The organism is Stackebrandtia soli (genome assembly GCF_965137155.1).
GTDB classification, from domain to species: Bacteria; Actinomycetota; Actinomycetes; order Mycobacteriales; family Micromonosporaceae; genus Stackebrandtia; species Stackebrandtia soli.
In genome coordinates this window covers 14588-34767 of sequence record NZ_CBCRZX010000017.1, presented here as the reverse complement: position 1 = coordinate 34767, position 20180 = coordinate 14588, and the positions used below count along the sequence as shown (strand labels likewise).

19 protein-coding genes, 1 tRNA gene and 1 pseudogene are annotated in these 20180 nt (G+C 68.4%); 7 read left to right on the top strand and 14 right to left on the bottom strand.

What is annotated here, in order from left to right; translation table 11 throughout:
* Positions 1 to 7 precede the first annotated feature (7 nt).
* From ACM9NP_RS12060 to serS, 6 genes are all read right to left on the bottom strand, one after another.
* On the bottom strand, positions 8 to 1498 hold the full coding sequence (locus tag ACM9NP_RS12060; RefSeq protein WP_415646746.1) for a methylmalonyl-CoA mutase family protein: 1491 nt from the start codon (positions 1496 to 1498) through the stop codon (positions 8 to 10).
* On the bottom strand, positions 1495 to 2961 hold the full coding sequence (locus ACM9NP_RS12055; protein WP_415646745.1) for a class I adenylate-forming enzyme family protein: 1467 nt from the start codon (positions 2959 to 2961) through the stop codon (positions 1495 to 1497). The genes ACM9NP_RS12060 and ACM9NP_RS12055 overlap by 4 nt, the downstream gene beginning before the upstream one ends.
* Positions 2958 to 4328 (bottom strand): CoA-binding protein, encoded by a 1371-nt coding sequence (locus ACM9NP_RS12050; RefSeq protein ID WP_415646744.1) that lies wholly within the window; start codon positions 4326 to 4328, stop codon positions 2958 to 2960. The genes ACM9NP_RS12055 and ACM9NP_RS12050 overlap by 4 nt, the downstream gene beginning before the upstream one ends.
* A 332-nt stretch (positions 4329 to 4660) precedes the next feature.
* Positions 4661 to 5476 carry an HAD family hydrolase gene (locus tag ACM9NP_RS12045; protein WP_415646743.1) on the bottom strand — a complete coding sequence of 272 codons (816 nt, stop codon included), beginning with the start codon at positions 5474 to 5476 and terminating at the stop codon, positions 4661 to 4663.
* Positions 5464 to 6282 (bottom strand): HAD family hydrolase, encoded by an 819-nt coding sequence (locus tag ACM9NP_RS12040; RefSeq protein WP_415646742.1) that lies wholly within the window; start codon positions 6280 to 6282, stop codon positions 5464 to 5466. The genes ACM9NP_RS12045 and ACM9NP_RS12040 overlap by 13 nt, the downstream gene beginning before the upstream one ends.
* 125 nt (positions 6283 to 6407) lie before the next feature.
* Entirely contained in the window at positions 6408 to 7667 is a 1260-nt protein-coding gene (serS, locus tag ACM9NP_RS12035) for a serine--tRNA ligase (RefSeq protein WP_415646741.1), read from the bottom strand.
* A gap of 60 nt (positions 7668 to 7727) precedes the next feature.
* On the opposite strand from serS, the gene ACM9NP_RS12030 reads away from it, so the two are divergent.
* Complete coding sequence (locus ACM9NP_RS12030) at positions 7728 to 8075, top strand: metallopeptidase family protein (protein WP_415646789.1); 348 nt, start codon at positions 7728 to 7730, stop codon at positions 8073 to 8075.
* Between the two features lie 56 nt (positions 8076 to 8131).
* Entirely contained in the window at positions 8132 to 8926 is a 795-nt protein-coding gene (locus ACM9NP_RS12025; protein WP_415646740.1) for an isocitrate lyase/PEP mutase family protein, read from the top strand.
* A gap of 57 nt (positions 8927 to 8983) precedes the next feature.
* On the opposite strand, the gene ACM9NP_RS12020 is transcribed toward ACM9NP_RS12025, so the two are convergent.
* The 4 genes from ACM9NP_RS12020 to ACM9NP_RS12005 all read right to left on the bottom strand — a co-directional run bounded on the left by ACM9NP_RS12020 (position 8984) and on the right by ACM9NP_RS12005 (position 11821).
* On the bottom strand, positions 8984 to 9277 hold the full coding sequence (locus ACM9NP_RS12020; RefSeq protein ID WP_415646739.1) for a hypothetical protein: 294 nt from the start codon (positions 9275 to 9277) through the stop codon (positions 8984 to 8986).
* Between the two features lie 75 nt (positions 9278 to 9352).
* Positions 9353 to 9883 carry a dihydrofolate reductase family protein gene (locus ACM9NP_RS12015; protein WP_415646738.1) on the bottom strand — a complete coding sequence of 177 codons (531 nt, stop codon included), beginning with the start codon at positions 9881 to 9883 and terminating at the stop codon, positions 9353 to 9355.
* Position 9884: 1 nt separating this feature from the next.
* Positions 9885 to 10862 (bottom strand): helix-turn-helix domain-containing protein, encoded by a 978-nt coding sequence (locus ACM9NP_RS12010; protein ID WP_415646737.1) that lies wholly within the window; start codon positions 10860 to 10862, stop codon positions 9885 to 9887.
* Positions 10863 to 11281: 419 nt separating this feature from the next.
* Positions 11282 to 11821: a YciI family protein gene (locus tag ACM9NP_RS12005; RefSeq protein ID WP_415646736.1), complete on the bottom strand. Its 540-nt coding sequence runs from the start codon at positions 11819 to 11821 to the stop codon at positions 11282 to 11284.
* Between ACM9NP_RS12005 and ACM9NP_RS12000 the strand changes: the two genes are divergently transcribed.
* On the top strand, positions 11820 to 11987 hold the full coding sequence (locus ACM9NP_RS12000; protein ID WP_415646735.1) for a hypothetical protein: 168 nt from the start codon (positions 11820 to 11822) through the stop codon (positions 11985 to 11987). The genes ACM9NP_RS12005 and ACM9NP_RS12000 overlap by 2 nt on opposite strands.
* Before the next feature lie 322 nt (positions 11988 to 12309).
* Here ACM9NP_RS12000 and ACM9NP_RS11995 read toward each other — a convergent pair.
* Positions 12310 to 12382, bottom strand: a tRNA-Arg gene (locus tag ACM9NP_RS11995).
* A 178-nt stretch (positions 12383 to 12560) separates the two neighbouring features.
* Between ACM9NP_RS11995 and ACM9NP_RS11990 the strand changes: the two genes are divergently transcribed.
* Positions 12561 to 13028, top strand: a complete 468-nt coding sequence (locus ACM9NP_RS11990; RefSeq protein ID WP_415646734.1) for a hypothetical protein — start codon at positions 12561 to 12563, stop codon at positions 13026 to 13028.
* Here the strand turns inward: ACM9NP_RS11990 and ACM9NP_RS11985 are convergent.
* On the bottom strand, positions 13015 to 13692 hold the full coding sequence (locus ACM9NP_RS11985; protein ID WP_415646733.1) for a hypothetical protein: 678 nt from the start codon (positions 13690 to 13692) through the stop codon (positions 13015 to 13017). The genes ACM9NP_RS11990 and ACM9NP_RS11985 overlap by 14 nt on opposite strands.
* Before the next feature lie 40 nt (positions 13693 to 13732).
* Here ACM9NP_RS11985 and ACM9NP_RS11980 point away from each other — a divergent pair, with 40 nt between their 5' ends.
* Positions 13733 to 14578: an integrase gene (locus tag ACM9NP_RS11980; RefSeq protein WP_415646732.1), complete on the top strand. Its 846-nt coding sequence runs from the start codon at positions 13733 to 13735 to the stop codon at positions 14576 to 14578.
* A gap of 12 nt (positions 14579 to 14590) precedes the next feature.
* On the opposite strand, the gene ACM9NP_RS11975 is transcribed toward ACM9NP_RS11980, so the two are convergent.
* Both ACM9NP_RS11975 and ACM9NP_RS11970 read right to left on the bottom strand, forming a co-directional pair.
* Positions 14591 to 15742 carry a hypothetical protein gene (locus ACM9NP_RS11975; protein WP_415646731.1) on the bottom strand — a complete coding sequence of 384 codons (1152 nt, stop codon included), beginning with the start codon at positions 15740 to 15742 and terminating at the stop codon, positions 14591 to 14593.
* A gap of 177 nt (positions 15743 to 15919) precedes the next feature.
* Positions 15920 to 17206 (bottom strand): adenylosuccinate synthase, encoded by a 1287-nt coding sequence (locus ACM9NP_RS11970; RefSeq protein ID WP_415646730.1) that lies wholly within the window; start codon positions 17204 to 17206, stop codon positions 15920 to 15922.
* A 320-nt stretch (positions 17207 to 17526) separates the two neighbouring features.
* Between ACM9NP_RS11970 and dnaK the strand changes: the two genes are divergently transcribed.
* The gene (gene dnaK, locus ACM9NP_RS11965; protein ID WP_415646729.1) at positions 17527 to 19374 is read left to right on the top strand and encodes a molecular chaperone DnaK; all 1848 of its coding nucleotides are present in this window, start codon (positions 17527 to 17529) and stop codon (positions 19372 to 19374) included.
* A pseudogene (gene grpE, locus ACM9NP_RS11960) lies at positions 19371 to 19961 on the top strand (nucleotide exchange factor GrpE); the annotation flags it as partial. The gene dnaK and the pseudogene grpE, both read left to right, overlap by 4 nt.
* Positions 19962 to 20180 lie beyond the last annotated feature (219 nt).

The following is a 20180-nucleotide window of genomic DNA, read 5'->3' as shown; positions in this document are numbered from 1 at the left end:
AAAGTCCTCAGTGGTCGGCACTCGCCGTCCACGTCCCGTGAACCCGCCGGAGTCGCGCGACGATCTCGCCGACCGTCGCGTACGCCGACACCGCCTCCACGCACGCCGGCATGATGTTGTCGCCCCGTTCGGCCGCCGCCGACACGGCGTCCAAGGCCGTGGACACGGCGTGGCCGTCGCGTTCCCGGCGGATCCTCCGCAGCGCTTCGATCTGCGAACCCTCCGCCTTCTCGTCCACACTGAACACCTCGAGCGGACCCGACGGACTCGCCCACGTGTTCACGCCGACGAGGATCTCCTCGCCCAGCTCGACCGCGCGTGCCTTGCGATACGCCTCGTCTCCGATACGGTGCCGCTGCAGACCCGCCTCGATCGCCGCCAGCGCGCCACCCGCGCCCGCGACGCTCGCCATGACGTCACCGATCTCGCGCTCGTACGCGTCGGTGCGCGCCTCGACGACATGCGACCCCCCGAGCGGATCGACATTGTCCATGATGGATGTCTCGTGGGCGACGATCTGCTGGGTGCGCAACGCCAACAGCGCCGCGTCCGCGGTCGGCACCCCGAGCGCCTCGTCATAGGCGCACACGTGCAACGTCTGCACACCGGCGCACGCGGCGGCGAAGGTCTCCAACGCCGTCCGGGCGAGGTTGTTCATCGGTTGCTGCGCCGTCAGGCTCGACCCGGCGGTGAACGCGAAGATCCGAAGCTTCGCGCTGTCCGGGTTCGTCGCCCCGTAACGAGACGTGACGAGACGGGCCCAGCAGCGCCGCGCCGCCCGCAGCTTCGCGACCTCGCCGAGCACGTCCATGCCGACCGACAGGAACGTGTACAGCGACGGCGCGACCTCGTCGATGCCGACACCGCGCTCCGTCAAGGCGTCCAGGTAGGCGATCGCGTTGGCGAAGGTGTACCCGACCTCGGCCGCGGGATCCGCGCCCGCCTCCGCCATGTGGTACCCCGACATCGCGAGACTCACCCAGCCCGGGGCCACCCGCGCGAGATGCTCCATCGTGTCGACGGTGAGCCGCAGCCCCGCCGCCGCCGGGAAGATCTGCGTGCCGCGCGCGATGTACTCCTTCAACACGTCGTTCTGAATGAAGATCTTGAACGTCTCCGGTGGAACCCCGCGCTTCCTCGCCAACGCCAGCCACATCGCGGCCCACACGAAACCGATCGAGTTGGCGGTCGTCCGCACCTGCCGCAGATCCTCGAGCGCGATCCCGTCGGTGAGGATCTCCACGTCGGCGAGGGAGTCGATGGCGACGCCGACCCGCCCGACCTCGCCGACCGCCAACGGGTCGTCGGAGTCGAGCCCGAGCTGCGTCGGCAGGTCCAGGGCGACGGAGAAGCCGTGCTGCCCGGCGTCGATGAGCTCCTTGAACCGCGCGTTCGACTGGGCGGCCGTGCCGAACCCGGCGTACTGGCCCATGATCCACGGCTGCGCCGCCTCGGTGATACCGCGCGTGTAGGGGAAGTGTCCGGGCCGTTCCGTCATGACCGCCGTAGCTCCGTCTTGTCGATTTTGCCGTTGGAGTTCACCGGCATCCGTGTGAGGTGGTGGACGTGCTTCGGTTTCTTGAACGACGCGAGCTCCCGACGGCACGCCGTCAGGACCGCCTCCGCCGTGGCCGTGCCGGTGTACGCGGCGGTGACGGCCTGCCCCCAATCCTCGTGCGGGACCCCGTACACGGCCACGTGCTCCACGCCCTCGACCGCGGCGATCACGTCCTCGATCTCGCGCGGATAGATGTTGTAGCCGCCCGAGATGATCATGTCGCCGAGCCGATCGACGAGCCACAGATACCCGTCGGCGTCGAACCGCCCGATGTCACCGGTGTGGAGTTCGCCGTTCGACAACGCCTTCACCCCCGTCGACCGTCCCCAATAGCCGGACGTGACATGCCGGCCCGCCGTGACGACCTCCCCCACCTCGCCGACCGGCACCTCACGACCGTCCGCGTCGACGATCCGCACGGCCACACCCGGAACGGGACGTCCGGCGCTCGTGAGGAGTTCCGGTTGCTCCGTGACGGCGCGCGCGTGGTCGTCCGCGTCGAGCACGGTCACCGGAGGTATCGCCTCGACGAGGCCGTAGTACTGCGTGAGCGCCGGAGTGAGCCGGGCGTGGGCCGCGCGGATCTGCTCGGGAGGCAGCGGAGCCCCGGCGTAACCGAGCATCGTGAGTTCCCGACCGAGCCGGACGTCCGCCGCGAGCAACCGCGCGATCATCGTCGGAACGAGCGCCGTGTGCGTGACACCGTGCCTGGACACCGCTTCCGCGAACGTCTCCGCGTCGAAACGGTCGAGGATCACCTGACGCGCCCCCGCCGCGACGAACGGAAGCGTGAACAGCCCCGACGTGTGCGTCATCGGCGCCGCGTGCAGGTACGCGTCCCCCGCCGACGGGATCGCCGGCAGCACCGCGCGAAGCATCCCGTCGAGACTCGCGAGGCGGTGCGAATGATGCCGACGCACGCCCTTCGGCGCGCCCGTCGTGCCGGACGTGTAGTTGAGCGACACGAGCTCCGCGATCCGGGCACCCACCCTTGGGGCCGCCGCGAGCCGACGGTCGTGGTCACCGTCGAGCACGAACACGTGGTCCATGCCGTCGGCGAGGGCCGCCGCCCGATCGAGATACCGCTCATCGACGATCAGTCCGCGAGCCCCACAGTTGTCCGCGATGCGATGCCAGTCCTTCTCGGTCAGACGCGGGTTCAGACACACCCGGACCAGCCCCGATCGCGCGCACGCCACATCGGACTCGACGAAGCGCGTCCCGTTGGGCTGCAGATCGAGCACCCGATCCCCGACCGCGAGACCCGACGTCGCCAACAGACCCGAGAACGCGACCGCCCGCCGAAGCAGCTCCGCGAAGGTCGTGTCCCCCACGTCATCGGTGAACGCGACCCGATCGGGGTGGCGCTCCGCCGACCGCTCGAAGACGCTCACGATGTTCATGACGATTTCCTCTCCCGATGCCCGGTCACCAGCGCGTGCACCGCCGCCGACGGTTCCATATGGACGGTCACGCCGACGTCGGCCAGGAGCGCGGCGAAACCGGGCGCGTGCGCCGTCGCCCCGCTGCGCGACACGGCGATCGCCTTACCGGCCTTCGCCACGGCGCCGATCGCCGCGGCCGCGACACTCGCCTGCGGCTCCGCGAGCACGCACAGGCACACCAGGATCGCGTCGACCGTCGGATCCTTCGCGAGGATCGCCAACGACTCGGTGAACAACGTCGGGTCCGTCATCACCGTCGCCGTCACGTCCAACGGATTGTCCACGGTGGCGTAATCGGGCAGCTCCGAACGCAGCTCGGCGCGCGTGAGGTCGGTCAACGGCGCCAACCGCGCCGGTGCCACGTCGATCGCGTCGGCCGCGAGGATTCCGGAACCGCCGGACGTCGTGATGACGGCGACGCGAGGCGGAGCGGCCTCGCCCAGCGCGGCACCCGCGAGCAGGCCGGGCAGATCATCCGTGATCGTCAACGTGTCCTGCACGGCGTCGCGATGTTCGGACGTCAAATCCGCCCAAGCGAACCGGGTGGCCGTCACCGAATGCGCGATCCCGTTCCGACTCCGGGCGGCACGCAGCACCGTGACCGGCGTCGACGACGCCGCGATCCGATCCAGCGACGCCCGGTCCGGCGGTGATTCGAGGAACGCGATCACGTTGCGACAGTCGTCCCGTTCCGCCAGGTCGGCGATCACCTCGCCCGCCGTCACATCGGCTTCGTTGCCGGTCGTCGCGACCCACCGGACCGGCAGACCGGCCTCGGCCGCCAGACCCGCGATCCCGTAGCCGAGCCCACCGGAGTGGCTGACGACGGCTAGCCCGCCCGGATCGGCGAACAGCCCGGTCGCGTCCAACGCCGGGGAGAAGGTCGCCGCCAGACCGGTCGCGAAATCCGCGACACCGATCGTGTTCGGCCCCCACAACCGCGCCCCCGCCGCGCGGGCGTCGGCCGCCATCGCGGCCTCGATCGACGCCCCGCGCTCGCCCGTCTCGGCGAAGCCGGACGCGCCGACGATCACATGCGACACTCCCGCGTCGAGGCAGTCGACGACGGCGCCGCGCACCGACTCGCTGGGAACGAGGACCATCGCGAGATCGACGGTGGAGCCGACGTCGGCCACGGTCGCGGTGGCGGGCTGTCCCGCGACGGTGTCCGCGGTCGGGTGGACGGGATGGACGGTGCCCGTGAAGCCGTGCCGCAGCAGGGCTCGGACGACGCGCCCACCCGTGGAGGATGGCCGGTCGCTGGCGCCGATGACGGCGACGGATCGGGAGTCCCATATCGATTGCGGCGCTTGGCGTGTCGACACGCGGTCAGCCTGTCACGAATGATTGACGCCCGTCAAGGCGACGGCATACGGCGAGCCGTGGAATCATCGCGCCTCGGCCGGGACGAAGTCGGTCGGTTGTTCGGGTCCATCATGGTTCTACACCGACTGAATCCGCGTGAATCGATCGGATGCCTTGCGGTGCAGGCATTCTGCCGCGATCTACGCCATTAGGAATCCCTTGTGGGCAATCCAGGGGGCCTCCGACCTCCTCCCCAGGTCGGAGCCTACCCATCACATGCTGAAGCCACGCTAAAGCGGCCTGAAACCGTCTTCAGGCGCCACCGTGAACGGCACCGGTTCCCGCACACGTCTCACTCGAACAGTCGTTCCAGATACTCGGCGACCCCGTCGTCGTCGTTGCCGGACGTCACCTCGTCGGCCGCCGCCGTCACCTGCGGGTGCGCCGCCGCCATAGCGACCCGGCGACCCGCGACGGCGAACATCGGCAGGTCGTTCAGGGCGTCACCGAAGACGAGCGTGTCCGACAACGAGACCCCCGCCCGTTGCGCCACATACGACAGCCCGGCGCCCTTGTCGACACCCGGCGGACACACCTCGACGAAACCGATCCCGGCCTCCGTCATCGCGCACCAATCGAGCGGGACCAGGCCGCGCGCCACCGGCAGCAACTCCACCGCCGGGATCGCGTCGCTCCGCAAGAACGCCTTCACCGCGTCCCCCGCGAACGCGACATGCCGCTCCGCCGCGATGATCGGCACCGGAAACGGCCAATCCGCGATCACGTCGCCCATCAGCGGAGCCTCATGGCTCGAGTCGTTCTCGACCAACACCGTCAACGGCCCGACCCCGCGCTCCACATGCGCCACGACCTCGGCGGCCCGCGCGCCCGGCATCAACGTCGACCGCCATGGTGTCATCGGACCACGACCGTTGGCGCCGTAGATGAAGCCGCCCTGCGCCAAGACGAGCCAGTGCGCACTGGGGACGTCACGGCGACACAACTCCAACAGGCGCGGGCCGCGCCCGGTGATACCGACGATCGTCACGCCCGCCGCGGACAGCCGACTCAACACGTCATGCGAACGCTGAGAGACCGTGCCGTCGGACCGGACCAACGTCCCATCCAGATCCGTCGCGACGAGGCGAGGCAAGTTCACGGAAACCATCTCTTCAACACTACGGCCACACCGTCGTCATACACCGACGGCGCGACCTCGTCGGCGGCTTCCTGCACCTCCCCGACCGCCTGACCCATCGCCACCGAATGACCGGCCCAAGCGAACATGGGCAGATCGTTGGCGGCGTCCCCGAACACGATCGTGTCGGCCGGATCGACCCCGTAGTGGGCCGCGATCGCGGCGACACCCGTCGCCTTCGTGACACCGGCAGCGCCGATGTCGATCCAACCGTTGAAACCGACCTCGACGCAGAACTTCGACTCGTCGATCCGGGCGCTGTCCGCGAGACGGGTCGCCGCAGGGCACCGTAGGCGCGTCCCATAGCTGGACGTCGCCTCGACTCGGGCGGCCAGACGGACCGTCGGCGTCGCCGCGAGAGTGTCGACGTCCACGACGTCCGCCCACGTCGACTCGAAGTCCCGCGAGAAGTTCGCCGTGTGCCGCCAACCCCGCTGCCGCAACTCGACCGCGAACGCCGTCGAGGCGTCCGCGCGAGCCAAGGCCTCGACGGCCTCCGCCGGGTCGATGAGGACCTCGTCGATCACCTGATCGCGGGCCAGATCGTAGGTGACGGCGCCGTGCGTCGCGGAGACCAACCCGTCCGTCAATCCAAGGTCGGTGACCGTGCGCAGCGCACCCCAGACGGCGCGCCCCGTCGCGATCGCGACGGGCACACCCGCCGCACGCACCGACGCCAACGCCTTGATGATGGCCGGGCTCGGCGCTACATGGGCGGTGTCATAGCCGACGACGGTGCCATCGAGGTCTACAACCACCAATTTCGGGCAATCCATTGCCCGACAGTACCCGTCCGAAGGTGAACGTGAGGGACACCAGTAGTCGAATCACGATGACGAACACATGAGGTCACGTCGCCGACACGCGGTGCGTGAGCTCGGGTTCGACTCCCGTGACTGCGTCAGCGGACCGGCTCCAGGACGTCCCTCCCGAGGAACGGCCGCAGCGCCTCGGGAACCAGCACCGAACCGTCCGCCAACTGGTTGTTCTCCAGGATCGGGACGAGCCACCGCGTCGTCGCGAGCGTTCCGTTCAACGTCGCCGCGACCTGCGGACGCCCGTTCTCGTCGCGATACCGCACACCGAGCCTCCGCGCCTGGTACGTCGTACAGTTCGACGTCGACGTCAACTCCAGGTAGCGGTTCTGGCTCGGCAGCCATGCCTCACAGTCGAACTTGCGCGCGGCCGACGAACCGAGATCCCCACCCGCGGTGTCGATGACGCGATACGGGACGCCCATCAACCCGAGCATCTCCTCCTCCATCGCGAGGATCCGCTGGTGCTCCTGCCTGGCGTCCTCCGGGCGGCAGAACGAGAACATCTCGATCTTGTCGAACTGGTGCACCCGAATGATCCCGCGCGTGTCCTTGCCGTAGCTGCCCGCCTCACGCCGGAAACACGACGACCACGCCGCGTACCGCATCGGCTGCTCGTCCAGGTCGAGGATCTCCTTCGAGTGGAACGACGCCATCGGCACCTCCGACGTCCCCACCAGATAGAGGTCGTCACGCTCCAGGTAGTACACCTCGTCGGCGTGCTCGCCGAGGAAACCGGTGCCCTCCATCGCCTCCGGTCGCACCAGCACCGGCGGAATCATCGGCGTGAGTCCATACTCGACAGCCTTGTTCATGGCCAGCTGGAGCATCGCCAACTGCATGAGCGCGCCGACGCCCGTCAGGTAGTAGAAGCGCGCGCCCGAGGTCTTCGCGCCGCGCTCGGTGTCGATCATGCCGAGCGACTCCGCGAGCTCGACGTGGTCACGGCCGCCCTCCGGCGTCGACGTCTCCCCGACGGTGCGCAGCACGACGTAGTCGTCCTCACCGCCCTGTGGAACACCGTCCTCGACGATGTTCTGGATCGCCATGTGCGTCTTGCGCAGGCGCTCCGCCGCGCGAGTCACCCCCGCCTCGGCGGTCTTCACCTGAGCGGCGAGTTCCTTCGTGCGCGCGAGCAGCTCCGCCTTCTCCTCGCCGGACGCGCGAGAGACGAGTTTGCCCTGTTGCTTCTGTTCGGCGCGGAGCGCCTCGAACCTCTGCAGGGACTCACGATGTTCGGCGTCGGCGGTGAGCAGGGCGTCAACCGCCTCGGGCGACGCGCCACGGGTCTTCTGGCTGTCGCGGACGAGGTCGGGATTGTCTCGGACGATACGCAGGTCGATCACGAGCAATGAGGTTACCGGTAGCCCGAACGCGAGTACACGGCATATTCTGCCGTGATGGCTGTGGACATGACCCGGGAACGTTTCGAGGAACTCGTCGCCGACGCGCTCGATCTGGTCCCCGGCGGCCTTATGTCCATGTTGGACAATGTTGTGATCATGGTCGAGGACGAACCGACCGGCGACGACGCGAACCTGCTCGGCCTGTACGAGGGTTACGCGCTCACCGAACGCGGCTGGGACTACGGCGGAGTCCTCCCCGACACGATCACCATCTTCCGCGGACCGACCCTGCGCATGTGCGCGTCCGAGGACGAGGTCGTCGAGGAGGTGTCGATAACCGTCGTCCACGAGATCGCCCACCACTTCGGCATCGACGACGCCCGACTCCACGAACTCGGCTGGGCTTGACCGCGACGTCGGATTCCTGCCGGTCGACTCCCTCGCCGATCTGGTGAACTTGGGCCATGACGATCTTCGAAGCCTTCCGTGACCTGCACCGACCCGGCCGGCCCCTGCTCCTCGCCAACGCGTGGGACGTCGCCTCCGCGCGCGTCATCGCCGCCGATGGAGCGCCCGCGATCGCCACGACGAGCGCGGGCGTCGCCTGGAGCCTTGGCGCGCCGGACGGCGACGAGCTGGATCGAGAGGAAGCGCTCGCGGTGATCCGCCGAGTCGTGCGCGCCGTCGACGTCCCGGTGACCGCCGACATCGAGCGCGGCTTCGGGGCGAGTCTCGACGAGCTCGCCGAGACGGGGCGGCTGGTGCGGGCTTCCGGCGCGGTCGGCGTCAACATGGAGGACTCGGTCGACGGTGAACCGGCGCTGCGGCCGATTCCCGAGGCGGCCGAACGGATCGCCGCGTTCCGAGCCGGCGCTGGACCGGACGTGTTCGTGAACGCCCGCGTCGACGCCTATCTTCGGGACGTGTCGGATCCGTTCGCGGAAACGATCGACCGGGCGGCGGCGTACCTCGCGGCGGGGGCGAACGGCGTCTTCGTTCCGGGTCTCGCCGATGTGGACGTGGTCGCGCGGATCACCGCCCGCGTCGACGCGCCGATCAACGTGCTCGTCGGCGCGGGATCGCCGCCGGTGCGGGCGTTCGCGGAGGCGGGTGTCGCGCGCGTCAGTCTCGGTTCGTCCGTGGCGTCGGCCGCGTACGGCTTGGCCCGTCGGGCGGCGAGTGAGCTGCGTGAGGCGGGGACGTACACGAGCGTCGCCGACGCCATCGGATACGGCGAACTCAACGAATTGTCCCGATAGGACTATTCGTGGTGGTCGGCGCCGACGTCGACCACCACGATCCGATATCGACGGTGCTCAGGAGTCGGTGACGATCTCGACGCGAGCGTCCCGACCGCGAGCGCGCGTCGCTATCAGCTCGGCGGTGGGGCGAGGGCTGTTCGAGGCGATCACGATCGGCAGGCTGTCGCGCAGCGCGAGCAACTCCGCCCGGTCGAGCGGGGCGAGCGCGCCGAGCCCGTCCAGCGGTTCTCCGCACCACCACGGTTCGCGATCGGCGAGCGTCGCGGCGAGGTCGGACCAGATGCCGAGCGACGGCGGTGGCGGCGGCCAGGTGTGGAGCGTCGGCAGTTCGTCTCGTCGGGGCCACAAGTCGCCGATCGTCCGCCGTCCGACCGCCACCCCACCGGTTCGCGTGAGCGGCGGTCGGGTGGCGGTCCGTGGCGTCTACGGCTTGACGACGTCGTAACGGGCGCAGGCGAAGTCGCCGTTGCGGGCGACCTCCGTGACTCGCAGTTCCAGTTCTCGGGGTAGCAGCGGGGCGCCCGCGCCGAGTGTCACCGGCGCGATCGACACGATCAGTTCGTCGAGCAGGCCGTGGTCGGCGAACTGCCCGGCCAGGTCACCGCCACCGACGACCCAGACGTTCTTCCCGTTCGCCACCGCAGCCATTTCACCGTGGACCGTCTTGATCGCGTCCTGAGTGAACCGGACGTCGCCCTTGTCCTGCCGAGGGAAGTCGCGGTGCGTGAACACCCAGCACGGGACGTCGTACGAGAACCCTTCGGGATCGTGGTCGAGAATCCACTGGTAGGTGCTGGCGCCCATCACCATCGCGCCGACGTCGGCGATGAAAGCGTTGTACCCCATCGGTCCATCATGGTCGGTGTCTCGAGTCAGGAGCCACTCGAGCGAATGGTCGGGTGTGGCGATGAAACCGTCGAGGCTCGTCGCCGTGTAGTAGATGGTCCTGGTCATGTCATCCTCCTCGTTGAAGCCATTCGATCGGGTCACCGTGGCCAGCGGTCGTGGCGCCACCGGGAGCGACGGCCCGGAGCCAATGCCGCGCGAGCTGCCGCCTGTGCGCGGCGTATGTCAGGACGTGCGCGACGATGCTGCCGACGACGAAGCTCTCCGGCGGTTCGCACAACGCGTCGATGACGGTGTCCCCCCAGGCTCCGCGCCGGTCGATCTCGCGCACCGTCCCCAGCCACCGGGACGCCACGACGTCGAGTCGCCGCAGCAACTCCGCAGGCTCGTCCCCGCCCTGTTGCGGCATGTCCTCGCCCTCGATGGACGCCAGCCACACCTCCTTCGACCACACCAGCCGGTCCAGCACCGCCGCGATCGACTCCTCCGGCCCGTCCCACGACAGGACCGTCAGACCGGGCTCGCGGACCCGCCGGTACTCGTCCTCGTCGAGCGTCCCGGCGAGCACCAGCAGCTCCCTGGTGTCGTCCAGATCATGGCGCAGCATCAACGCCGTCGGATCCATATCCGACCGTCCTCTCGGTGAGTCCTCGACCCACAGGGCCGCCGGTGGGTGAAAGTGGACGCCGTTCGAGGCCCGGAGCCAATGCCCCGTCCGGTCCAGTGCGCGTCGGGCCGCGCTCGGCGGATGTCCGAAGGCCCGCGAGAAGGCACGACTGAAGCCCTCCACCGAGCCGTATCCCGCCGCGAACGCCGTGTCCGTGACCGAAGCGCCTCCGCCGAGCTGCCACGCGGCCCGTTCGAGGAGTACCCGTCGGCGCAACGCCACCGGGGACTCCCCGACGTCACGCGAGACCTGGCGGGTGAAGTGGAACGGCGACGCGAAGGCGTCCGCCGCCATGTCCTCGAGGGTCTCGTTGTCCTCGTCGAGGATCGCGTCGAGCAGTTCCCGCAAACGGTCGCGTCCGGTGGTCACGCTCCCAGTCTGTCCGCCGTGAGACCGGATCGCTTGACAGTTCTTGCGCATCGTCGTGTCCGTCCCTCCGCGACGACGCGACTTGGCCACGGCGGGGGCCGTGCCCGCGACAACGGACCACCTCATGGGGCCGGGCGGCCCGTTGTCGACGACCGCCCATCGCGCCGTTGCGGGGCGTCGTTCCCGACTCGTAGCCGAAGGCGTCCGGTCCGCGTCGACGCCGTCACGCCCACTTGACGGTGGGCTTGACGCGCTGCTGTGCGAAGCTGCTCCAGTGGCGCGAACTCACTCTTCGCGACAGCTCACGCCCGTCGGTCTTTCTGCCATGTTGTTGCTGGCCACGGCGTTCTCGGAGCGGTCGATCGGCTGCGCCCGCCGATCGTCGCAATGGAAGCCGCTCAATAGGGAGCGATGACCGCATCAAGGGCGATGATCGATCACCGCTGCGACCCCGACCACCACTGGCGGGGTCAGCGGCGGCCGCCGAACTCCCAGTCGTGGACCTCGATGTGGGCGTACCGCCCCGCGAGCAGGACCGCTCGCGCCGTATCCGGGTCGGGGGCCTGGACCAGGGCGGCGGTGCCCAGCCACGTGTTGCCGTCGTCGGACAGCAGCGGCCCATAGGCGATCAGTGGATTTTCGTCGGCAGGGACGGCGTTCTCGCCGCCTTCCACCCCCAGACCGAGGACCAGGTGGTACCCGTCGTCGCTTCGGTCGCGCGGAAACGCCCACATGTCGCGGCCCAGCAGGTTGCGCCACCGGCGGATCAGCACGTCCCGGTACGCGCCGGCCTGGTGACCAGGTTCGTCGAAGGCGAACGCCCGGGCGGCGGCCGGATCAGGAAGGTCCACAATATGCACGCTCCCGGTGAGGGTTTCGCCGACGAACGTGGGGCCACGGGCGATCAGCTCATCGGCGTATCCATCCATGTACGACCAGTGCTCCTCCGTCAGCTCTCGGCGCAGCGGGGTGGAACCGGAGCGGTCGCGGTGGTAGCAGAAGAACTCCATGCGCGACAGTCTCGACCACCGCGCGATCGCGCCACCGGCGACCCGACAAATGTCCGTTGTGGAGTATCGCGCCCGGGATCTGTCGGGTGCCGAAGTCGAGATCCGCGACCGCCTGGATCGTGCCTACCTCACTGGCGTCGGCGACATGCCCGTGAGCCGTCGATGATCTGCTTCACATCCAGGTGGTCGTCGACGAGCTTCTCGACGGTCTGGCTCACCACGCCGAACCTGCGCTGCGGCGGTGCGCCGCTCCATGTTCGTGGTGCTCACGATTCCGGCGAGGGCGGCGGCGCGGTCACTGTCGCCGGCTCTCCCGTCTCACCTGACCGGAACCCCGCGCCCATCGGCCGACCCGATCCGCCCGGTCGGCCGTGCGACGAGCCGCGTCGTTCACGGTCATGTGCCGTCAATGTGCAACGCGTGAACCGAGGCCGCCTGCCTTCAGGCATGAAAAAAGCCCCTGAACTGGGGCTTGATTCGATGTGAAGCGCGCTCGAAGGGATTCGAACCCCTAACCTTCTGATCCGTAGTCAGATGCTCTATCCGTTGAGCTACGAGCGCCTGCCGGTTGAACCGACTCGGCAATGTTACCGACTCGATTTGGCGGCGCGCAACCGGGTATCGGTCGGCCGTCGAATGCGCCGTTCGGCGCGTGCTTCCTGACTGCTGTGGGGAAGCGCCCGAGGTCGGCCGATCCGTAGTCTCGTGTCGATATTGGTTGCGGTGCTTCGAGGTGACGATGACTGTTGTGTCCAGGCGGCCCGCCGCGTTGACGGTCGCCGCGGTCCTGTTGGGCGTCGAGTGCCTGATCTTCGCGGGGCTCATCGCGGCGTTCGTGTACCGGACGGTGACGCCCGTTCCCGGTTACGAGGCGTACTACGGGTCCACGCGGGAGTTGCGCGACGCCGCGCTGGCGGAGGCGATCGTCATCGGGTGCCTGCTCGTCGTCGCGGGGCTCCTGATCGCGGTGAGTCTGCCCGCGTTGCTGCGCGGCGCGGGGTGGGCGCGGATCAGTCTGATCGCGGTCGCGGCCGGTCTCGTCGCCTATCCGACGTTCCTGGTGGCGCGCGCGATCGTCGACCCGGTGTACGTCGACTGGGTAAAGGTGACGCTGACGTTCGTGGGCATCGCCGGTGCCGTCGGCGCGATCGTCCTGTTGACGTTGCCGTCGACGAGCGCCTTCGTTCGTTCCGTCAGCAGTCGCTGAGAATCCGTTCCGCGAACGCGACGTACGCGGCGGACGCGTCCTGCCCGGCGAGGTTGTCCCAGATGACGCGTTCGAGCCGCGGCACCTCCTGTTCGAGCCCGAAGTGGTCGGCGTACTCGGTGCGGCGTTGCGCCCCGGCGTAGTAGTGCCCGTTGGCGGCGTACCAGGCGACGTAGCCGTTGTAGAGCGCCTGGATGAGGATCACGGCGCGTTGCCACGGGTCGTCGGTGGCGGTGAACCGGTCGGGGACGGAGTCCCTGTCCTGCATGAGCGTCTTCGCGGAGATCTCGCACAGAGCCTGCGGGAAATCGGAGACGACGCCGCGAACGCGGGTGCCGGCGCCTTCGTCGTCGGACAGCAGGACGCCGTACGCGAACTGGGCGACGGTCGTCAGCGGTTCGGCGTCGGCCGGGTCCCAACCCTGTCCGGTGGTGACGACGTGGACGCGGCGGTCGAACTCGGCGATGGTGATGTGGCTCGCGGCCGTCGGCGCGTCCTCGGGCACGGTCTCGTGGTCCCACACGCACACGAGTTCCACTTCGGCGTCGTCGCCGAACCCGGCGAGGAGCGGGCCGTGGGCGTAGGCGAACGCCAGGCGACCACGGTCTTCGGCTTCCGGTACCACTTCGGCGGCCAGGTCCAGGACTGGATTCGGTAGAGACATACCCATAAGTGTCGTCATCGGCGGGCGAAACGTCTACCTAATGCCACATGTCAGACTCGATCCTGTGAAACTCACCGGTGTCAGCACCCCGAATCGTCCCTTTCGCCAGAACGAGGACTGGCTTGGTTCTCGCGCGGAGATGGTGGTGTTGTTGGATGGTTGTGGCGTTCCCGACTCGGTGTCGGGTGAGCTGGAGACGGGTTGTTCGCACGGTCTTCCGTGGTTCTTGAAGTCGCTCGGCACGGCGTTGCTGCGCAATGGGGAGGACACCCGCGCGTCGTTGTCGGACGTGTTGGCGACGTCGATCTCGCAGACGTGCGCGGCGCATCAGACGCGATGTGATCTGACGCATCCGTTGACTCCGGCTTCGACGGTCGTGATGCTCCGTGGCGACGCCAGCACCGTTGACTATCTCGTCCTGTCGGATTCGACACTGCTCGTCGACGACGGCGGCGACGAGCCGATGGTGATCAGTGACGACCGGGTGCGGTCGCTCGCGTTGCCGGGGTTCGGCGATCTGCGTCCGGACAGTCGGCAGTATCGGGAGGTCGCGTCGGCGCGTCTGCACGAGCGGGCGAGGATGCGCAATCATCCCGAGGGCTATCCGGTGGCGTCGACGGATCCGCAGGCGGCGTATCAGGCGGTCACGGGGCAGATCAGACGCGACAGGGTCCGCCGGGCGTTGCTGGCCAGTGACGGGGCGACGCGGCTGGTGGACATGTTCGATCAGTTGACGTGGACGCAGTTGCTCGATCTGGCGTTCACCGCCGGCCCCGAGGGCGTCATCGATCGGACGAGGGAGGTCGAGGACGCCGACACCGCGTGCCTGGCGTGGCCGCGCGGTCGTGCGTACGACGACGCGACGGTCGCGTTGTGCCGGTGGTGACCGGCTGGTCGTTCAGCTCGTCTGGGTGAGGATGTCGTTGACGATCTGGTCGACGAGGTCCTCACCGCCGTACGGGGTGGTGGCGCTGACCGTCAGTTGCACGGTCGGGGCGAACCGCTGGGCGTTCTGCTTCGGGGCGAAGAAGCGACTGAGGCTGAGCTGGTAGCCGTCGTCGAAGGTCTGGCGGTACAGGGTGTCGTCGTCGAAGTCGGCGGCGCCGTCCCCGCCGTTCCACGCGGCGACCATGTCGTCGCGTCGGTCGGTGTCGCAGTCGCCGGCGCAGTCCTCGAGACGAAGCAGCACCTCGGTGCCGGCGCGGTCGCCGTCCTCGATCGTGCAGCTGAGCGCGAGCTCGTTGGCCCGTTCGCACTTCATCTCCGCCGGGACGTGGAACGCGAACGGCCAACCGGCCTGCGCGATGACCTCGGCGTCTTCTTTGTTCATCGTCGATGTCGTGTTCGGAAGGAACACCTCGTTGAGGCTCGTGTCGATGGTGGGGGTCGTCCCCGGCGCGGGTTCCGAGGAACCATCGTCGGTGGGCGTCTCGTTCGTCGTGGGCATCGGCTGATCCTCGGACGCGGGCGCGTTCCCGGTCGGAAGGATTCCGAAGTAGACGGTCAATCCGCCGCCGACGATGACGACGAGGGTCAGCGCGATCACGAGGGGCACGAGCCAGCCGGGTCGTCTCGGGGCCGGTCGGGTCAGGTACGGCATCGCCGGTGAAGCGGGGATCGCGGGCGATCCGGCGGGCGGCGTCGTCCCCGGCATGGGGATGCCGCGGGGATCGGTGTGGATGACGGGGATCTGCCCAGTGTGGGCGCCTCCGGCCAGTTGCAGGGGCCCACTCGACGGACCCATCGCCAGCATCCGCTCCATGAGACGCTCCACGCCACGGAAACCGGTGCGACGCAACGTGACCACATATGGCTGTTCGGAGACGAGATCGGCTGACAGGATCGGGGCGTCGGCGGGGCCGCGGGTGGCGTGCGCCCACGCGACCGTGTCCGACAGCAACGCGCGGCGCGCGGGATCCTTCGAGGAGACCGCGCCGAGCGTCAGGATCTCGACGGGGCGACCTTCCTCGTCGCTGCCCTCGTAGATCTCGTAGGCGCCGTCGACGCGCGCGGTGGACACGTCGGTGAACGGCCCCAATGTGCGCCCCATCGACAGTCTCCTGTTGTTGATCCGTATAGGTCTATGAAAGAGGTCCGGGCAGGCGTCGACGCGCGCGGCCCACACCGCCCACACAGTATGACCCGGCCGCACCACAGGCGCCAGTAGCGCCCTTTGGTGAAGCCGGGTCGTTCGCGATCCCCTCGTCACCCGACGTGGGGCGAGGGATCAGATCATCTCGTGGCGGACGATGTTCTGGTCCCGACCGGGGCCGACACCGACGACGCTGATGCGCGCTCCGCACAGTTCTTCCAGGCGTTCGATGTACGCCTGCGCGTTCTTCGGCAGTTCCGAGAACTCGCGGCAGTCGGAGATGTCCTCCCACCAGCCGTCGTGGTACTCGTAACGCGGGACGGCGTGGTGCAGACCCGTCTGCGACATCGGCATCTCGTCGACGTACTCGCCGTCGATCTCGTAGCCGACGCAGATCGGGACGCGATCCAGACCGGACAGGACGTCGGCCTTGGTGAGGAACAGGTCCGTGATGCCGTTGACGCGCACCGCGTACCGGCCGATCACGGCGTCGAACCAGCCACAGCGGCGTTCCCGGCCCGTCGTCACGCCGTACTCGCCGCCGGTCTTGAGCAGGTGCTGGCCGTACTCGTCGAACAGCTCCGTCGGGAACGGGCCCGAGCCGACGCGGGTCGTGTAGGCCTTGATGATGCCGATCACGGTGTCGATGCGGGTCGGGGGGATTCCGGAGCCGACGCACGCTCCGCCGGTCGTCGGGTTCGACGACGTCACGAACGGGTAGGTGCCGTGGTCGACGTCGAGCATCGTCGCCTGCGCGCCCTCGAGGAGGACGTTCGCGCCGCGCGTCAACGCGCGGTCGAGTTCGAGCCGGGTGTCGGCGATGAACGGGGCGAGCCGTTCGGCGTAACCGAGGTATTCGTCAACGACCGTTTCGACGTCGATCGCCTTGCGGTTGTACACCTTGACGAGGACCTGGTTCTTCTCCCGCAGCACCATCTCCAGCTTCTGGCGGAGGATGCCCGGGTCGAGCAGGTCCTGCACGCGAATGCCGACGCGGCCGACCTTGTCGCCGTAGGCGGGCCCGATGCCGCGACCGGTCGTCCCGATCCGCGCTGAGCCGAGGTACCGCTCGACGACGCGGTCGAGCGCCCGGTGATGCGGCATGACCAGGTGCGCGTCGGACGAGATGAGCAGGCGCGACACGTCGACGCCGCGCGATGACAGGCCGTCGATCTCGTGCAGCAGGAACTTCGGGTCGACGACGACGCCGTTTCCGATGATGGGTACGCAGCCCGGGGTCAGAATGCCGACCGGGGTCAGATGGATCGCGAACTTCTCGCCGTCGGGGGTGACCACCGTGTGCCCCGCGTTGTTGCCGCCTTGGTATCGGACGACGTAATCCATTCGGCCGCCGAGAAGATCGGCGACCTTTCCTTTGCCCTCGTCGCCCCATTGGGCGCCAACCACAACGATAGCCGGCATCAGTCGCCTCACACTTCTCGTATCGGCCAACATCGGCGGCGCGGCGGAGGAGCCGTCAGTGCGTGCGACGGGCGCTGAGCACCGTGATCCGACAGCCCGCACCTACACCACCCGATTACCAGCTAAGAGTACGGCTCGCCATGATCATTCGCTGTCGGGGGCGGCGCGCGCTGCGCACGACGATTCGCGAAAGCTTGAGCGAGCCAGACTCAAGTCACACTTGACAATCGCCTCATGCGCGACGCAATATTGAGTCCGGGCGGCTCAACAGCCGTCCCTCTTAAGTTTTCCGGCATCCACTCTTCTTGGGGGAACCACTTATGGCACGTGCGGTTGGCATTGACCTGGGAACGACGAACTCCTGCGTCAGCGTCTTGGAGGGCGGCGAGCCCACGGTAATCACGAACGCGGAGGGTTCCCGAACCACTCCGTCGATCGTCGCCTTCGCGAAGAACGGCGAGGTGCTCGTCGGTGAGGTCGCCAAGCGCCAGGCCGTCACCAACCCGAATCGCACGATCCGCTCCGTCAAGCGGCACATGGGATCGGACTGGTCGGTCGACATCGACGGCAAGCACTACACGCCGCAGGAGATCAGCGCCCGCACCCTGATGAAGCTGAAGCGCGACGCCGAGGCCTACCTGGGCGAGACGATCAGCGACGCCGTCATCACCGTCCCCGCGTACTTCAACGACGCCGAGCGGACCGCCACGAAGGAGGCCGGCGAGATCGCCGGCTTCAACGTGCTGCGCATCATCAACGAGCCCACGGCCGCCGCGCTCGCCTACGGCCTCGACAAGGGCGAGAAGGAACAGACGATCCTCGTCTTCGACCTCGGCGGCGGCACCTTCGACGTGTCCCTGCTGGAGATCGCCGAGGGCGTCATCCAGGTGAAGGCCACCAACGGCGACAACCACCTCGGCGGCGACGACTGGGACGACCGTCTCATCGACCACATGGTGAAGACCTTCAACGGTCAGCACGGCGTCGACCTCGCCAAGGACAACATGGCGCTGCAGCGCCTCAAGGAAGCCGCCGAGAAGGCCAAGATCGAACTGTCCGCGGCCACGCAGACGTCGATCAACCTCCCGTACATCACGGCCGGCCCCGACGGCCCGCTGCACCTCGACATGAACATCACCCGCGCCGAGTTCGAGAAGCTCACCTCGGACCTGCGCGAACGCTGCAAGAAGCCGTTCGAGCAGGCCTTGCGCGACGCGAACATCAACGTCTCCGCGATCGACCACATCATCATGGTCGGCGGCTCCACCCGGATGCCCGCCATCTCGGCGATGGTGTCGGAGATCCTCGGCCGCGACCCGCACAAGGGCGTCAACCCGGACGAGGTCGTCGCCGTCGGTGCCGCCCTCCAGGCCGGTGTCCTCAAGGGAGAGGTGAAGGACGTCCTGCTCCTGGACGTCACGCCGCTGTCGCTCGGCATCGAGACCAAGGGCGGCATCTTCACCAAACTGATCGAGCGCAACACCACCATCCCCACCAAGCGCTCCGAGATCTTCACCACGGCCGACGACAACCAGCCCTCGGTGCTCATCCAGGTCTTCCAGGGTGAGCGGGAGATCGCCGCCTACAACAAGAAGCTCGGCACCTTCGAGCTGACCGGCCTGCCGCCCGCGCCCCGCAGCGTTCCGCAGATCGAGGTCACCTTCGACATCGACGCCAACGGCATCGTCAACGTGTCCGCGAAGGACATGGCGACGAACAAGGCGCAGTCGATGACGATCACCGGCGGCTCCTCGCTGCCGAAGGACGACATCGAGCGGATGATGCGCGACGCGCAGGACCACGCCGACGACGACCGCAAGCGCAAGGAAGAGGCCGAGACGCGCAACCTCGGCGAGACGTGGGTCTACCAGACGGAGAAGATGCTCGCCGAGTCCGGCGACAAGATCCCCGCCGACAAGAAGACCGGCGTCGAGGAGGCCCTGTCCGAGCTGAAGACCACGCTCGCGGGCACCGACTTGGACAAGATCAAGACGGCGACGGACGAGCTGATCAAGGTCTCGCAGGAGGCCGGCGCGGCGATGTACGCGCAGCAGCAGGCCGCCGGTGGCGACGCCGGAGCCGACGCGGGCGCCGGCGAGCAGCCGGGCGCCTCCCGTGACGACGACGTCGTGGACGCGGAGATCGTCGACGAGGACGACAAGAAGTGACCGACGAGAAGAAACCCGACGACACCCCTGAGACCACCGAGGAACAGCGGGAAGAGTCGGCCGAGCCGATCCACGAGCAGGTGATCGCCGGTGCCGCCGGCGAGCTCGCCGAGGCGCTCGACGAGCGCACGCGCGACCTGCAACGGATCACGGCCGAGTACCACAACTACCGCAAGCGGGTGGAGCGCGACAAGGCCGCCGCAGCCGAGGCGGTCACGGCGACCGTCATCGGCGGGCTGCTGCCGGTCCTCGACGACATCGACCGCGCGCGCGACCACGGCGACCTCGTCGGCGGGTTCGCGTCCGTCGCCGACCAGCTGCTCGGAACCCTGAGCAAGTTGGGCCTGGAAGTGTTCGGCGCCAAGGGCGACCCGTTCGACCCGGCGATCCACGAGGCCGTCGCGCACATGCACTCGTCCGAGGTGACGGAGACGTCGTGCATCGACGTGATGCGGCGCGGTTACCGGATCGGCGATCGGCTGATCCGCCCCGCGATGGTGGCCGTCGCCGAACCGACGGAGGAGTCGGCGGTGACATCGGCGGACGACACCGAGGTTTTGGCCGAGCCGACGGCGGAGGAGCCCGACACCGAGAAGCCGTCCGAAGAGGACGTCGTCGCGGAGCCCACCGGATCGGAACAGCCGGCCGAGACGTCGATCGACGCCGAGGCCGAGGTGGACGTCGTCTGGGACGCGGAAGCGGACCAAGACGAGCCGTCGGAAGACAAGGCCACCAAGGAGAAAACCGAAACCGCCGCGCCATCGGATGGCGACGCGGCGGATAATGGCGACAGCGCACCGTCGAAG

Excerpts from the sequence above, each read along its gene's own strand:
- ACM9NP_RS12060 (WP_415646746.1), bottom strand. The coding sequence starts at position 1,498 with ATGACGGAACGGCCCGGACACTTCCCCTACACGCGCGGTATCACCGAG.
- ACM9NP_RS12055 (WP_415646745.1), bottom strand. The coding sequence starts at position 2,961 with ATGAACATCGTGAGCGTCTTCGAGCGGTCGGCGGAGCGCCACCCCGAT.
- ACM9NP_RS12045 (WP_415646743.1), bottom strand. The coding sequence starts at position 5,476 with ATGGTTTCCGTGAACTTGCCTCGCCTCGTCGCGACGGATCTGGATGGG.
- ACM9NP_RS12040 (WP_415646742.1), bottom strand. The coding sequence starts at position 6,282 with ATGGATTGCCCGAAATTGGTGGTTGTAGACCTCGATGGCACCGTCGTC.
- ACM9NP_RS12025 (WP_415646740.1), top strand. The coding sequence starts at position 8,132 with ATGACGATCTTCGAAGCCTTCCGTGACCTGCACCGACCCGGCCGGCCC.
- ACM9NP_RS12015 (WP_415646738.1), bottom strand. The coding sequence starts at position 9,883 with ATGACCAGGACCATCTACTACACGGCGACGAGCCTCGACGGTTTCATC.
- ACM9NP_RS12010 (WP_415646737.1), bottom strand. The coding sequence starts at position 10,862 with ATGCGCAAGAACTGTCAAGCGATCCGGTCTCACGGCGGACAGACTGGG.
- ACM9NP_RS12000 (WP_415646735.1), top strand. The coding sequence starts at position 11,820 with ATGCGCGACAGTCTCGACCACCGCGCGATCGCGCCACCGGCGACCCGA.
- ACM9NP_RS12005 (WP_415646736.1), bottom strand. The coding sequence starts at position 11,821 with ATGGAGTTCTTCTGCTACCACCGCGACCGCTCCGGTTCCACCCCGCTG.
- ACM9NP_RS11990 (WP_415646734.1), top strand. The coding sequence starts at position 12,561 with ATGACTGTTGTGTCCAGGCGGCCCGCCGCGTTGACGGTCGCCGCGGTC.
- ACM9NP_RS11985 (WP_415646733.1), bottom strand. The coding sequence starts at position 13,692 with ATGTCTCTACCGAATCCAGTCCTGGACCTGGCCGCCGAAGTGGTACCG.
- ACM9NP_RS11980 (WP_415646732.1), top strand. The coding sequence starts at position 13,733 with ATGCCACATGTCAGACTCGATCCTGTGAAACTCACCGGTGTCAGCACC.
- ACM9NP_RS11975 (WP_415646731.1), bottom strand. The coding sequence starts at position 15,742 with ATGGGGCGCACATTGGGGCCGTTCACCGACGTGTCCACCGCGCGCGTC.
- ACM9NP_RS11970 (WP_415646730.1), bottom strand. The coding sequence starts at position 17,206 with ATGCCGGCTATCGTTGTGGTTGGCGCCCAATGGGGCGACGAGGGCAAA.
- dnaK (WP_415646729.1), top strand. The coding sequence starts at position 17,527 with ATGGCACGTGCGGTTGGCATTGACCTGGGAACGACGAACTCCTGCGTC.